The 14160-nt window shown below is 70.7% G+C and carries 13 protein-coding genes; 9 read left to right on the top strand and 4 right to left on the bottom strand.

Going from position 1 to position 14160, the window contains the following annotated elements:
* Nucleotides 1–87: 87 nt before the first annotated feature.
* Nucleotides 88–933: a helix-turn-helix transcriptional regulator gene (locus tag ADX84_RS23750; protein ID WP_049579382.1), complete on the bottom strand. Its 846-nt coding sequence runs from the start codon at nucleotides 931–933 to the stop codon at nucleotides 88–90.
* A 373-nt stretch (nucleotides 934–1306) separates the two neighbouring features.
* Here ADX84_RS23750 and ADX84_RS23745 point away from each other — a divergent pair, with 373 nt between their 5' ends.
* Complete coding sequence (locus ADX84_RS23745) at nucleotides 1307–1858, top strand: ATP-binding protein (RefSeq protein ID WP_049579380.1); 552 nt, start codon at nucleotides 1307–1309, stop codon at nucleotides 1856–1858.
* 146 nt (nucleotides 1859–2004) lie between these two features.
* Nucleotides 2005–2364, top strand: coding sequence for an STAS domain-containing protein (locus ADX84_RS23740; protein ID WP_049579378.1), 360 nt, complete (start codon nucleotides 2005–2007; stop codon nucleotides 2362–2364).
* A 105-nt stretch (nucleotides 2365–2469) separates the two neighbouring features.
* Here the strand turns inward: ADX84_RS23740 and glmS are convergent, their stop codons facing one another.
* The gene (gene glmS / locus ADX84_RS23735; RefSeq protein WP_082206747.1) at nucleotides 2470–4323 is read right to left on the bottom strand and encodes a glutamine--fructose-6-phosphate transaminase (isomerizing); all 1854 of its coding nucleotides are present in this window, start codon (nucleotides 4321–4323) and stop codon (nucleotides 2470–2472) included.
* Nucleotides 4324–4656: 333 nt separating this feature from the next.
* Between glmS and coaA the strand changes: the two genes are divergently transcribed.
* The 4 genes from coaA to ADX84_RS23715 all read left to right on the top strand — a co-directional run bounded on the left by coaA (nucleotide 4657) and on the right by ADX84_RS23715 (nucleotide 8779).
* Nucleotides 4657–5562 (top strand): type I pantothenate kinase, encoded by a 906-nt coding sequence (coaA, locus tag ADX84_RS23730; protein WP_049579385.1) that lies wholly within the window; start codon nucleotides 4657–4659, stop codon nucleotides 5560–5562.
* 84 nt (nucleotides 5563–5646) lie between these two features.
* Complete coding sequence (locus tag ADX84_RS23725) at nucleotides 5647–5952, top strand: hypothetical protein (RefSeq protein ID WP_049579373.1); 306 nt, start codon at nucleotides 5647–5649, stop codon at nucleotides 5950–5952.
* A gap of 182 nt (nucleotides 5953–6134) precedes the next feature.
* Nucleotides 6135–8264, top strand: a complete 2130-nt coding sequence (locus ADX84_RS23720) for an AAA family ATPase (RefSeq protein WP_049579370.1) — start codon at nucleotides 6135–6137, stop codon at nucleotides 8262–8264.
* A 104-nt stretch (nucleotides 8265–8368) separates the two neighbouring features.
* A complete protein-coding gene (locus ADX84_RS23715; RefSeq protein WP_049579368.1) occupies nucleotides 8369–8779 on the top strand; it encodes a hypothetical protein in 411 nt (136 codons plus the stop codon).
* Between the two features lie 148 nt (nucleotides 8780–8927).
* On the opposite strand, the gene ADX84_RS23710 is transcribed toward ADX84_RS23715, so the two are convergent.
* On the bottom strand, nucleotides 8928–9644 hold the full coding sequence (locus ADX84_RS23710) for a hypothetical protein (RefSeq protein ID WP_049579366.1): 717 nt from the start codon (nucleotides 9642–9644) through the stop codon (nucleotides 8928–8930).
* 236 nt (nucleotides 9645–9880) lie between these two features.
* On the opposite strand from ADX84_RS23710, the gene ADX84_RS23705 reads away from it, so the two are divergent.
* The 3 genes from ADX84_RS23705 to ADX84_RS23695 all read left to right on the top strand — a co-directional run bounded on the left by ADX84_RS23705 (nucleotide 9881) and on the right by ADX84_RS23695 (nucleotide 13927).
* Nucleotides 9881–10783, top strand: coding sequence for a universal stress protein (locus ADX84_RS23705; protein ID WP_049579364.1), 903 nt, complete (start codon nucleotides 9881–9883; stop codon nucleotides 10781–10783).
* Nucleotides 10784–11107: 324 nt separating this feature from the next.
* A complete protein-coding gene (locus ADX84_RS23700; RefSeq protein ID WP_049579362.1) occupies nucleotides 11108–12916 on the top strand; it encodes a phosphoenolpyruvate carboxykinase (GTP) in 1809 nt (602 codons plus the stop codon).
* A 237-nt stretch (nucleotides 12917–13153) separates the two neighbouring features.
* Complete coding sequence (locus ADX84_RS23695; RefSeq protein ID WP_049579359.1) at nucleotides 13154–13927, top strand: DUF4239 domain-containing protein; 774 nt, start codon at nucleotides 13154–13156, stop codon at nucleotides 13925–13927.
* 45 nt (nucleotides 13928–13972) lie between these two features.
* Here the strand turns inward: ADX84_RS23695 and ADX84_RS26465 are convergent.
* Nucleotides 13973–14160: hypothetical protein (locus tag ADX84_RS26465; RefSeq protein WP_049579357.1), on the bottom strand; the 188-nt coding region annotated here is incomplete at its 5' end.

Genomic DNA, 14160 nt, shown 5'->3' with positions numbered 1-14160 from the left:
CCGATGTGGGGGATCGGCGAGGGCCGAGGGCGGCCGGTCGTGGGTGGCTGTGCGCGGACGGGTGTCCGCAGGACCGGCTCGGAAACCTCAGCCCCCGTAGCGCTTGAGGAAGCCCTGGAGGATGTCGGGGGTCTGGCCTGGGAGGGGAGCCTGGGTCGCCAGGTGGTCCATGGTCTGGGCGTAGCGGCTGGTGTCGTCGAACTTGTCGAAGTACAGGGCGCTGCTCAACTGCTCCAGGTAGACGACGTCGGGCAGCTGCGGTGTGGGGAACCGCAGGATGCTGAACGGTCCGCCGGCGGCCGGGTGGCCGCCCATGGCGAACGTGGCGATCTGGATGGTGACGTTGGGGCGGCGGGCCATCTCCAGCAGGTGCTCGACCTGCTCGCGCATGATCTCGGCGTCGCCGAAGGGGCGGTGCAGGACCGCCTCGTCGATGACCGCCCACAGGCGCGGCGGATCGCCCTCGGCCGAGGTGAAACGCCGTTGCCGATGCATACGCATGTTCACACGGCTGTTGACGTCCTCCTCCGAGTTCGCCGTGCGCGAGAGCCGGATCACCGAGCGGGCGTACCCCTCGGTCTGGAGCAGTCCGGGTACGAACTGGACCTCGAAGGTCCGGATGACCGACGCGGCCTCCTCCAGGCCCACGTAGACACCGAACCACTGCGGCAGCACGTCGCCGTACTTGTGCCACCAGCCCTGGGCGTTGGCGCTGGAGATCATCCCGACCAGGGCCTCGCGCTGCCCGGCCTCCTTCACTCCGTACAGCTTCAGCAGGTCGTCGACGTCCCGGTGTTTGAAACTGACCTGGCCGAGCTCCATACGGCTGATCTTGGCGTGGGACGCGCGGATGGCGTATCCGGCGTCCTCCCGGGAAATGCCCTTCTCCTGGCGCAGGCGCCGCAGCTGGGTGCCGAGCAGAATGCGCAGCACGGTGGGACCACCACTGGAATTGGCCAGGAAATCCTGTGTGACCTGGTGGTTCGACGTCGGGTCTGCTACCACTTCGCCTCCCTATGGAGTGGTATTGGCGGGAGCGACCGCTCAGTATACCGATGTCGTTCTTCCGGGACAGAGGGGCCGAGAGCCGAATCGAGCCCCAGTGCAGGGTACCGGCGAGAATCCCGTAAGGCGGGCGGACGAATTCTTCGTGAGGGGGCCTACCGAAAAGGGGAGGGCTTCCTATAGTGTTGCCCAACGTTGGTCTGCACGTGCATCTGTGGTTTGCGTATGTAAGGAACACGTACGCGGGGCAGGGAGCGGCGCAGGACGGACGCGCGAACCGACATCATCCGTGAGGACCGTGATGAACACAGAGCTGGTGCCTTCGGAGCTGCACGCCGGGGCATCCTGGGGCCGACCCTCCCGGACACGCACGCCCGAGTCGACGCGCGGCGGGTGGTGGGACCCGTCGCTCGGTCGCCTGGGTATCGGGGAGAGCCGGTGCGCGCCTGGTGGCGCCGCCGCCTCCTTCGGGGCGGTGCCGGACTCGGTCCGGTCGGCCCGTGAGTTCGGGGCCGAGAACCTGACCGCGTGGGGGCTCACGCGGCTGTCCGAGGACGTCCGGCTCATCATCTCCGAACTGGTCGGCAACGCCTGTCGGCACGCGGTGGCCGACGAGCCCCCCGAGCGCACCCGGGTCACCCTCCAGCTGCGGCCGTTCCCACGGGACGGTGCGGTGGTGTGCATGGTCGCCGACCCCGAGCCGCGCGGACCGGTCCGGGTCGAGGCGCACCATTTCGCCGAGTCGGGACGCGGGCTCGGGCTCGTGGCCGCATTCAGTCGCGAATGGGGCTGGAATCCCGTGGACGGTCACGGAAAGATCGTTTGGGCGATTTGCGGTTCTGATCCGTTCTGACGCTACGCCGATATCCACGGGAAACGGACGGCGACCGTGTTCCGGGACATGTGTGGAGTCCGCCAAGCCGAGTAGGCTGTCAATGCATGTCGGCATTTGACCGACGGCGGCAGAGACCCCACCGACCCCCAACACGGGAGTAAGGCGTGGACGTACTGGACCCGGACCAGGAGCGCTTCCGCTGCGACGGCATGACCGTCATCCACCTCGAGGGCGAGATCGACATCGCCACGGCCGAGGGCGTCTTCGCCCGCCTGGCCTCCTCCGTGATCGAGAACTGTACGATCGTCGACCTTTCCCTGGTGGGCTTCATCGACGCCTCGGGGGTCAACGCGCTGGTCGGTGCCATGCGGATCGCCTCCGGTTCCCAGCACCACCTGCTGATCTCGAACCCGCCCCGGCAGCTGAACCGCATCCTGGACGTCCTGGACCTGCACGGGATGCTGCCCACCCACGCCGACGTCGTCGCGGCGAGGGCCAGCCACACCGCCCACGTCCCGCACTGACCCCCGGGATCGCGCGCGGCACCGGCCCGCGAACGCAGTCGGGGTGCGCCGCCGGGGGATGCCCCCGCGCGACGCACCCCGGACCACCTGGGTACGTGTCCCGACCTACTCCACGGTCACGCTCTTGGCGAGGTTGCGGGGCTGGTCGACGTCGTTGCCCTTGGCCAGGGCGAGTTCACACGCGAACACCTGCATGGGGATCGTCGCGACGATCGGCTGGAGCAGGGTCGGCACCGCGGGGATCTCGATGAGCGAGTCCGCGTACGGGCGCACCGACTCGTCGCCCTCCTCGGCGATCACGATGGTGCGGGCGCCGCGGGCACGCACCTCCTGGATGTTCGACACGATCTTGTCGTGCAGCACGCTGCGCCCCTTGGGCGAGGGCACCACGACGACCACCGGCAGACCGTCCTCGATCAGCGCGATCGAGCCGTGCTTGAGCTCACCGGCGGCGAACGCCTCGGCGTGCATGTACGCCAGCTCCTTGAGCTTGAGCGCGCCCTCCATCGCCACCGGGAAGCCCACGTGGCGGCCCAGGAACAGGACGGTGTTCTCGTCGGCCAGGGAACGGGCCAGTTCGCGGACCGGCTCCACCGAGTCCAGGACCCTCTCGATCTGCTCCGGCATGGTGGCCAGCTGCGCGATCACGGCGTTGATCTCGTCGCCGAACTTCATCCCGCGCACCTGGGCCAGGTACAGGCCGATCAGGTAGCAGGCGGCCAGCTGGGTGAGGAAGGTCTTGGTGGCGGCCACCCCGACCTCCGGGCCGGCGTGCGTGTACAGCACGCCGTCGGACTCGCGCGGGATCGTCGAGCCGTTGACGTTGCAGATCGCCAGCACACGGGCGCGCTGCTCGCGGGCGTAGCGGACCGCCATCAGGGTGTCCATGCTCTCGCCGGACTGCGAGATGGCGATGACCAGGGTCTGCTGGTCCAGGATCGGGTCGCGGTAGCGGAACTCGCTGGCGACCTCCACCTCGCAGGGGATCCGGCACCAGTGCTCGATCGCGTACTTGGCGATCAGGCCCGCGTGGTACGACGTGCCGCACGCGATGATGACGATCTTCTCGACCGACCGCAGCTCGGCGGGGGTCAGCCGCATCTCGTCCAGGGTGAGCTGGCCGTCGACCGAGACCCGGCCCAGGAGGGTGTCGGCGACAGCCTTGGGCTGCTCGACGATCTCCTTGAGCATGAAGTAGTCGTAGCCGTCCTTCTCCGCCGCCGAGGCGTCCCAGTCCACGTGGTACTCACGCACGTCCACCGGGTTGCCGTCGTAGTCGGTGACGACCACGGAGTCGGCGCGCAGCTCCACGACCTGGTCCTGGCCGAGCTCGACCGCCTCACGGGTGTGGGCGATGAACGCCGCCACGTCGCTGGCCAGGAAGTTCTCGCCCTGGCCGCGACCGACGACCAGCGGGGAGTTGCGGCGCGCCGCGACGACCAGGTCCGGGTCGTCGACGGAGACGGCGACCAGGGTGAAGGCACCCTCCAGGCGCTTGCACACCTCGCGCATGGCCCCGGGGAGGTCCCCGTCGCCGCGCCGCTCCAGCTCCTTGCTGAGCAGGTGGGAGGAGACCTCGGTGTCGGTCTCGGACAGGAACTTGCAGCCCTGCTCCTCCAGCTCCAGGCGAAGGGCGGCGAAGTTCTCGATGATGCCGTTGTGGACGACGGCCACCCGGTTGTCGTTGTCGACGTGGGGGTGGGCGTTCACGTCGTTGGGCGCGCCGTGCGTGGCCCAACGGGTGTGACCGATCCCGGCGCCCTCACCCGAGACCGGGTTCTCCTCCAGGGCCTGACGCAGGTTGGCGAGCTTGCCCGCCCGCTTCTGGGAGCGCAGGGTTCCTTCACCCAGCACAGCGACACCCGCGGAGTCATATCCGCGGTATTCCAACCTCGCGAGGCCGTTCACAACGACCTCTAGCGCCGGTTGCGGCCCGACGTAGCCAACGATTCCGCACATGGGCGCCAGCGTAAGCCAAAAGATGTCCGGAATCGACCAACCAGTGGTTCATACCACTTGTTGTTTTCCCAGGTGGCGGTATAGACCATTTGGTGCATGGAGAGTAGACCACGCAGGTGGGAGGGTGGGAGTGGTCGCCGAGTGGAACCGGTTCCCACTCCGACGAACCCACCCAAAAAACCTTGCGTGTCGCGCGTGTGAACGTGTGGAGTCCGGCACGTTCGGCCTCCGTGTCGGACAATCGGGGGACCGGCTGCCCGGAGTGGGGGAGCGCCTCGTCTAAGGTGGTCAACCGTGTCTCACGCGACGAAGAACGGCATCTCCTCGCCGTACGTGGAACTGGACCGCGCGGCCTGGGCCGCCCTCCGGGCCTCCACGCCCCTGTCCCTGACCGAGGCCGACCTCAGCGACCTGCGAGGTACCAACGACCCCACCTCCCTCGACGAGGTCCGCGACATCTACCTGCCGCTGTCACGGCTGCTCAACCTCTACGTGGGCGCCACGCAGCAGCGGCACGCCGCCGTGCGCGCCTTCCTCGGGGAGTCCGACCGGCCGTCACCGTTCATCATCGGCGTGGCGGGCAGCGTCGCCGTGGGCAAGTCCACCACGGCGCGACTGCTGCGCTCCCTGCTCGCCCAGTGGCCCAACCACCCGGACGTCGAGCTCGTCAGCACCGACAACTTCCTCCACCCCAACTCCGTCCTCCAGTCGCGCGGACTCATGCGCCGCAAGGGGTTCCCGGAGAGCTACGACCGGCGCGCGCTGGTCCGGTTCGTCTCGGAGATGAAGGCCGGGGCCGACCGCCTCGACATTCCCGTCTACTCCCACCTGCACTACGACGTCGTTCCCGACGAGCGCCAGACCGTGCACCGCCCCGACATCCTCATCGTCGAGGGCATCAACGTGCTCCAGCCCGCGACCGCCGGACGGCTGGCCGTCGCCGACTTCTTCGACTACTCCATCTACGTGGACGCCAAGGTGGACAACGTCCGCAGCTGGTACCTGGAACGGTTCCGGGAGCTGCGGCGCACCGCCTTCTCCGACCCCCGGTCCTACTTCCACCACATGGCCACCACCATCGAGGAGAACGAGGCCCTGGAGTTCGCCGCCAACACCTGGCAGACCATCAACGAGGTCAACCTCGTGGAGAACATCCGGCCGACCAGGGGCAGGGCCACCCTCGTCCTGTTCAAGGGCGACGATCACCGCGTCAGCCGGGTGCGCCTGCGCAAGACCTGACCCCCCCCCCCCGCCCGCGGGGCCGGGGGTCCCACAATCCGGCGAACGGCCCCGTGCTCCCCGCCTCATGACTACCGTGACCCTATGGCCACTCCCAACGAGTACGTCCCCACCCCCACCGAGGTCATCGCATCATGGATCCCGCATGATGGCCGCTGGGACAAACAGGCCCGCGCCGCAGCCCGCAGAGGCGTGACCGACCTGCGCCAGTACGTGATCGGACTGGTCTCCGACTACCGCGACGGCGGCGTCGAACTCACCGACGAGTACGACCGGCGGACCATCGACGCCGTCGTCGAGGACGTGGAGCTCGGGGGCGGGCTCGGGCGCGTCCGCTGGGACACCGTCCAGGACGCGATGCTCGTCCCGGACCGCTCCGGCGTCTGGTAGTTCCCTCGGGAGCCGGGCGCGGACCACCCGGCTCGGGTAGGCTCACAGGTTCGGCATCACCGCCCCACCGGGGCGTGGTGCGCGCTCATGGATCGGAACGAACCGGGCCCTCGTGGCGACCGGGGCGGGACCGCGCGCACGCGTGAGGTCGCGTCCTGTCCCGCCGAACCACGAGGTCCCCCATGACCACGAACGATCCCTCAGCCGTGTCCGCGGACCCCGAGATCATCGCCGAACGCCGGGCGCTGAGTGCCGCCCGCGCCGCCCTGCGCGGTATGCGTGAGTCGGTCGACGCCACCGAGATCCTCTTCGGTGACGCAGCCAAGGACAAGGTCACCGACGCCGCCCTGCGCCGCGGGCGCGAACGCCGGATGGCCGCCCTGGCCGACGTCCCCGGCGCCCCCCTGTACTTCGGGCGCATGGACTTCGAGCCGGGCACCGTCTTCCTCGACGACACCCCCTCCGAACGCGCCGACCGCGTGCACATCGGCCGCCGCCACGTCCACGACGGCAGCGGCCGCCCCGTGGTCCTGGACTGGCGCGCGCCCATCAGCGTCGCCTACTACCAGGCCTCACCCAGCGACCGGATGGACGTGCGGGTCCGGCGACGCTACGGGTTCGGCACCGTCACCGGCGAGGACGGCGAGCCCGAGTCGGTCCTCACCGCCTTCGAGGACGAGGACCTCGTGCTCGCCCCCCGGGCTCCCGAGGCCTCGCTGGGCAGCGAACTCCTCAACTCCGAGATCGAACGCCCCCGCACCGGCCCCATGCGCGACATCGTCGCCACCATCCAGCCGGAACAGGACGCCCTGGTCCGCGCCCCGTTGGAGACCACCCTGTGCGTCCAGGGTGCCCCCGGCACCGGCAAGACCGCCGTGGGCCTGCACCGCATCGCCTTCCTGCTCTACAGCGAACGCGAACGCCTCTCCCGCTCGGGCGTGGCGATCATCGGGCCCAACCGGTCGTTCCTCTCCTACATCCGGGACGTGCTCCCGGCGCTCGGTGAGGTGGACGTCCACCAGACCACCGTCAACGAGCTCCTCACCCGGGACCTGCCCGCCCGCCTGCGTCCGGCCCGGGGATGGGTGCGCCGCGCGGAGACCCCCGAGGCCGCGCGCACCAAGGGCTCCGCGGTCATGGCCGAGGTGCTGCGCCGCGACCTGTGGGCGCACCTGCGGGCCCCGGAGGAGACCGTGATGGTCCGCCAGGGCTCGCGCCGTTGGCGGTTGTACCCGGAGGACCTGCGTCCCCTGCTCGACGAACTCGCCGAGCGCGGGGTGGCCTACGGGTCCGGCCGCGAGCTCCTGTCCCACCGCATGGCGCACGCGATCCTCTCCCTCATGGAGGCCGAGGGCCAGGTCTGCGACGACCGGACCCACACCCGGGTGCGCCGGGACCCGGCGGTGCGCGCCGCCGTCACCGCCCTGTGGCCCAAGGTGGACCCGCTCAGGATGGTGCTCGGTCTGCTCACCGATCCCGAGCGCCTGGCCCGCGCGGCCGAGGGCCTGCTCACCGCCGAGGAACAGCGGGCCCTGCTCCTGCCGGGGCGGCCGCGCGGACCCAAGTCGGCGCTGTGGTCGGAGGAGGACCTGGCCCTGGTGGACGAGGCCACGGCGCTGATCGAGCGGGTCCCGGGGCTGGGGCACGTGGTCGTGGACGAGGCCCAGGACCTGAGCCCCATGCAGTGCCGGGCGATCGGCCGCCGCGCCGGTGCGGGGTCGCTCACGGTGCTCGGCGACATCGCCCAGGGCACCAGCCCCTCGGCGGCCCGCAACTGGACGACGCTGCTGGAGCACCTCGGCAAGCCCACCGGCCACCTGCACGCGCTGAACCGGGGCTACCGCGTCCCGGCGCAGATCATCGACTTCGCTGCCCGGCTGCTGCCCTCGATCGCCCCGGGGCTGGGCGCCCCTGTCGCGGTCCGGCGTTCTCCGGGCGCCCTCCGGCTGGTCCCGGCCGCCGAGGGCATGGCCCGAACTCTGGCCGAGTCCTGTCGCGGCGCGCTGAAGGGGGAGGGCTCGGTGGGTCTGATCGCCGCCGACCACCGGCTGCCCGAGCTGTGTGAGGCGCTGGCCGCCGAAGGGGTGAGCGCCCCGCTCCTGGGTGAGGCCGGGATGGACGGCGCCCGGCTGGTGGCGGTCCCGGCGAGCCTGGCCAAGGGCCTGGAGTTCGACACGGTGGTGGTCGCCGAACCCGCCGAGATCGTCGAGGCCGAGGAGCGCGGGGTGAACCGCCTCTACGTGGTCCTGACCCGCGCGGTGAGCTCCCTGCACGTGGTCCACACCCGCCCGCTGCCCGACATACTCGCCTGACCTGCGTCCTCGAAGTCCGGCCCGTTCTTCGCAAAGGCGTGTGCAACCCCACGGGCGGTTCCGCCGTCGGACCTGGTGCGGACGGACGCACGAAGGGGGAAAGCATGAGGGGTGTCGTCCTCGACGACCTGGGGAAGCCGGTCGCGATCGGGGGCCCGGAGCTCGACCGACGGCTGCGGGGGGCCATCGAACGCGGCGGCGCCGCCGCGTTCGGGGCGCTGCACGAAGAAGCCGAGGACCGGTTCGGGGCCGACGTGCTTTGGCGGTCGCGGGCCCGGGGTGAGGCCGGGGTGCTCGGCGTCCACACGCGGCTGCGGGATCGTCGGGAGTGGGAGTGGGAGCCCACCCACCCGAACGTCCTCCTGGCGCCTCCGCGCCCGGCCACCGAGGGCGACCTCCCCCGGGCGTGCGTGGGGGCCCTGGGCCCCAGGACCCACGGGTCGCGCGCGGCGCCGGAGGCGCACGCTCGGTGGCGGGGCCACGTGCTCGCGGGAGAGGAGCGCCGTTCCGCGTGAGGGACCAAGGAGGCGGACGCGCCCCGGAACCCCGGGACCCGGACCCGCGTGGACCCGGCCCCCGGGCACCCGAACCGAGAAGGCCCGGTCCTGGTGTTCCCCAGCCCCGCAGACCGCCCCCGACAGCAGTCGCTGCCGGGCTCCTGGATCAGCTCACGGCGTGCCTCGTGCGCGCGCGCTTCCACTGCCCCGGTACGAGACCCGCGGCCAGCAGCCACAGGGCCACGGTCACCAGGTGGGCGCGTTCGGCCAGGCCGAGCGCGACCCCGGGCGAACCGTCCCCGGAGGACGCGAACACCAGCGCGGCCAGGACCAGGACCACCGCGGCGGCCACGGTCTGGGCCAGTGTGATCACCGCGAGGACCACCCAGGAGCGCTCCCCGGCCCTGCGGCGGTCCCAGGTCAGTGCCGCCGACGCCAGAAGGGCGGCCAGGGTGGCGACCACGGCCAGCACCGGCTGGACGGCCGTCGCTCCCCGGACCCCCTCCACCACGGACTCCACAGTGCAGGCGGCGTCCGTGGCCACCACGCACCGGCCGGGCAGCAGGGACGCCGCCAGCGAGGCGGCGCCGAACACGGCCATCGACCACCAGGAGACCGTCAGCCAGCGGCGCGGGCGCCGTGCCCCCAGGGCCAGCCCCAGACCCGCGGCGAGGACCACCAGGATCGCGGCCGTCCGGTACGCGCTGTCGAGGAACTGTCCGAACGCGGAGTCGGGGTCGGCGAGCGCACCCGCGGCGACGCCCGGGCCGACCGGAAGGATGATCTCGACGGCCCACAGGCTGTAGACCACGGCGGCGACCACGGCGGCCACACGGCCGTCGCGGTGGTCCCAGTGCGGTGTCGTGGTGTTCGAGTAAGGCATCGCGCCCCCAGTCTCCCCAGCTGACTCGTGTATGTCTCTCGGACGCAGCGGAGCGCCCGCACGTTCCGTCGTCGCGGGGACACGGGCCGTTCTGGGACCCTACGTCAGCCAACTCGCGGCGGCACTGTTATCCACGGGTGCGTGTTCGAGCGGCATCATCGTGGAACACCACGGGACACCGGCCGGTAGGTCCGGGAGCCGCGAGGGTATCGACGACCTACGGAAGGGCGCACGTGATGAACGGCGCAACCACGACACGATGGCTGATCGTGGGGGTGGACGGCACCGACTCCAGCAGGCACGCCCTGGAGTGGTCCGCGCACCAGGCCTCGCTCCGTGGCCTCGGGGTGCGGATCGTCGCTGCGGCGAACCCCCTGGCCACCGAGGACTTCGGGGTCTGGGGCGATGAGGAGGAACGCACCGAGGACGGACCGGGCGCGGGCGCGCGACGGCTGCTCGACCGCGCCAGCGACTGGACGTCCCGGCTGTTCCCGGAGCTCTCCGTCCAGACCCGCCTCTCCTACTCCCGACCGACGGAGGCCCTGCTCACCGAGGCGGCCGACCCCGGAGCGGTGGCCGTGGTGGTGGGGTCGCGCGGGCTGAGCGGGATCGCCGCCGCGTTCGTGGGGTCGGTGGGAATAGAACTGGCCGCCCGCTCACCGCTGCCGGTGATCGTGCTGCCCCGAGACCACGCGTCCGCGCACGGGGTGCGCAGCCGGGTGATCGTGGGGGTGGACGGCTCCGAACCCAGCCGACACGCCCTGGAGTTCGCCTTCTCCCAGGCGGAGTTCGGCGACACCGACCTGGTGGCGGTGAGCGCCTGGCAGCCGCTGGTCGCCTTCGCGGCGGCCACCGGACCGATCCCGCCCGAGCTCTTCGACGACGCGACCGCAGCCGAGGCCGCCCGGCACGCCCTGGATGAGGAGCTCATGGACCTGCGCCTGCTCCGCCCCGAGGTCCGCGTCCACACGAGGGTGGTGCGCGCGCACCCGGTCGTCGCGCTCCTGGAGGAGGCCACCCCAGCCGACCTCATCGTGGTGGGCTCGCGTGGGCGCGGCGGCTTCCGAGGGCTGCTGCTGGGATCGGTGAGCCACTCGGTCCTGCACGGTGCCCGGGGTCCCGTCGCCATACTCCGCTGAGCCCGCGGACCGGGGCAGAGGTCTATTCCGCGTGAACCCATCCCTCGTCCGTTGTGTGACGAACAGCACCGTGTGTCGCTCTGGAGGGCCGTCAGGCCCGTGACACAGGGAAAACCGGCTCCGAGCAGTACCGGAGCACGGCCCGCGCGGACACGTTCCGGCACGTACACGAACCACCCGAATCCCCTGCTGTGCAGTGGAATCAGCTTCGTCGACCCCGGGCGTATAGACCATTGGCCTAGTCCAATTGGTCAGCTTCGGCACTCGTCGTTCATGATGCGAGGGATCTCGTAAGTTCGATGAGGAGCCGTTGTGACTGCTGACGTGGGTACTGATGTGGGCGCCGCCCCGACCAAGAACGAGGAACTCGTCTCCTGGGTTCGTGAGGTCGCCGAGCTCACCCAGCCGGACGAGGTCGTCTGGTGTGACGGCTCCGAGGAGGAGTGGACCCGCCTGACCGACCAGCTGGTCGAGCAGGGCACCTTCACCCGCCTCAACTCCGAGAAGCGTCCGAACAGCTTCTACTGCAAGTCCGACCCCACGGACGTCGCCCGGGTCGAGGACCGCACCTTCATCTGCTCCGAGCGTCCCGAGGACGCCGGGCCCACCAACAACTGGATCGCCCCCGACGAGATGCGCGCCACCTTCGGCGAGGTCTTCCGGGGCTCCATGCGCGGCCGCACCATGTACGTCGTGCCCTTCTGCATGGGCCCGCTGGGCGGCGACATCTCCCAGCTCGGCGTCGAGATCACCGACTCCGCCTACGTCGTCGTCTCCATGCGCATCATGGCCCGTATGGGCGACGCCGCCCTGCGCCTGATCGAGGAGCGCGGCGAGTTCGTCAAGGCCGTCCACTCCGTCGGCGCTCCCCTGGAGCCCGGCCAGGAGGACGTCGCCTGGCCCTGCAACTCCACCAAGTACATCTCGCACTTCCCCGAGACCCGCGAGATCTGGTCCTACGGTTCGGGCTACGGCGGCAACGCCCTGCTCGGCAAGAAGTGCTACGCGCTGCGCATCGCCTCCGTGATGGCCCGCGACGAGGGCTGGCTCGCCGAGCACATGCTGATCCTCAAGGTGACCTCGCCCGCCGGGAAGTCCCACTACGTCGCCGCCGCCTTCCCGAGCGCCTGCGGCAAGACCAACCTCGCCATGCTCCAGCCGACCATCCCCGGCTGGAAGGTCGAGACCGTCGGTGACGACATCGCCTGGATGCGCTTCGGCGCCGACGGCCAGCTGCGCGCCATCAACCCCGAGGCGGGCTTCTTCGGAGTCGCCCCCGGCACCGGCGCCAAGACCAACGCCAACGCGGTGGAGACCCTCTGGGGCAACAGCATCTTCACCAACGTCGCGCTCACTGAGGACGGCGACGTGTGGTGGGAGGGCCTGACCGAGGAGGCCCCGGCCAACCTCACCGACTGGAAGGGCCGTCCGTGGACGCCCGAGTCGGGTGAGCCCGCCGCCCACCCGAACTCCCGCTTCACCACTCCGGCCGGGCAGGCCCCGACCATCGCCGACGAGTGGGAGGACCCCGCGGGCGTCCCGATCTCCGCGATCCTCTTCGGCGGCCGCCGCGCCACCGCCGTGCCGCTGGTGTCGGAGTCCTTCAGCTGGCAGCACGGCGTGTACCTGGGCGCCAACGTCTCCTCCGAGAAGACCGCCGCCCAGGAGGGCTCCGTCGGCGAGCTGCGCCGCGACCCGTTCGCGATGCTGCCGTTCTGCGGCTACAACATGGGCGACTACTTCGCCCACTGGATCAGGATCGGCAAGCAGGCCGACGAGTCCAAGCTGCCGAAGATCTTCTACGTCAACTGGTTCAAGAAGAACGCCGACGGCAAGATCGTGTGGCCGGGCTTCGGTGAGAACAGCCGGGTCATCAAGTGGATCGTGGACCGCCTGGAGGGTGAGGCCGCCGCCGTCGAGACCCCGATCGGCTACCTGCCGACCGCCGACGGCATCGACACCGAGGGCCTGGACGTCTCCGCCGAGGACATGGAGTTCGTCCTCGACGTCGACACCGACGTCTGGAAGCAGGAGGCCGCGCTGGTCCCCGAGTTCTTCGGGACCTTCGGTGACGACCTGCCCGGCGAGCTCTGGGACGAGTACCACGCGCTGCTGAGCCGCCTGGAGAAGTAGCGTCTCCCCGACCGGTCCACGTCCACGCGGACGGACGGTCGACTCCCGAGAGGGTGCGGGCACCACGGTGCCCGCACCCTCTCGTTTTTGGTGTGTCCGGGCAGGTCATGACATGGGAGGACAGGTCCCGGTGGGTGCGGGCACGTCCCGGTGACGCTTCGCGCTTTCCACGCGAATGGTGCGGTGCCGCGTGCTAAGGATGGTCCGTCCTTAGCCGAGAATCCCCGGGGAGCCCCCTTGGTCACGTTGTTCGTCGTCCTCGCCGTCCTGGTCGCCATGGTCGGCGGCGCCGCGCTCGCCGCCTGGCGCTACCGGATCAACGGCGCCTTCGCCGACGGTGCCCTGGGGGTCGTCATCGCCCCATGCGTGCTGTCCCTGTACCTGGTGTCGGCGGCGATGGCCGTGGTCATCGGCTGGGAGGACTTCAAGTCGGCCGAGGACGACATGATCGCCGAGGCCGGGGCGGCCCAGGCCCTGTACTGGAGCAGCACCGCGTTTCCCGGCGAGGAGGGCGAGGTCGTGCGCGGCCACCTGCGCGCCTACATGGCGACGGTGGTGGAGGACGACTGGCCGCTGATGGAGTCGCGGGGAGAGCTGAGCCCCGGAGGCGACGATGACCTCGCCCTGTTGGCGGGGTCGGTGCGCGGCCTGTCCGTGTCCGACACCGGCGACGGGCTGGACCGGCTGACGGCGCGCCAGGAGGTCACCAAGCTCAGCGACGCCCGCAGCCAGCGCGCCGACGCGGCGGGGGACCAGATCCCCCTGGCCCTGCTGGTCGTCTCGGCGCTGTCGGCCGTGGCCATCGCGGTGCTGCCCTACGCGATGATCAAGAAGGGTGCCAGGACGGCCTACTTCTGGGCCGGGGTCAACCTGGTGTTCGTGTTCGGCACGATCGTGCTGCTGCTGTTCATGGGGAACCCGTACAACGGTGTCCTGGCCAACGACACGGGGGCCATGGAGGACGCGGTGGCGGCGTTCGACCGCGCCGACCTCACGGTGGACCGCCCGTAGGCGGTCCCGGACCGTCCCGCCGAAACCCGGCGGGACGGGACCGCGTCAGTCGGCGTTGCCCGCCACCACGGCACGGCCCCCGGCGACGGAGGCACCGGCCGCGACGATCGCGACGACGACCATCGTGCGCAGCGGGGTGAACGCCGAGGACGACGTGGACGGAGCGGGCGGGCCCGCGTCCACCAGGAGCGCCTGGGCGGGGGGCGAGGGTTCGGCGGGCGGTTCGGTAACCG

The sequence above is a fragment of the Nocardiopsis sp. SBT366 genome (assembly GCF_001083815.1).
In the GTDB taxonomy this organism is placed as follows: domain Bacteria; phylum Actinomycetota; class Actinomycetes; order Streptosporangiales; family Streptosporangiaceae; genus Nocardiopsis; species Nocardiopsis prasina.
Note: the sequence above shows the minus strand (reverse complement) of the source record. Positions and strands in the feature narration are given on the sequence as shown.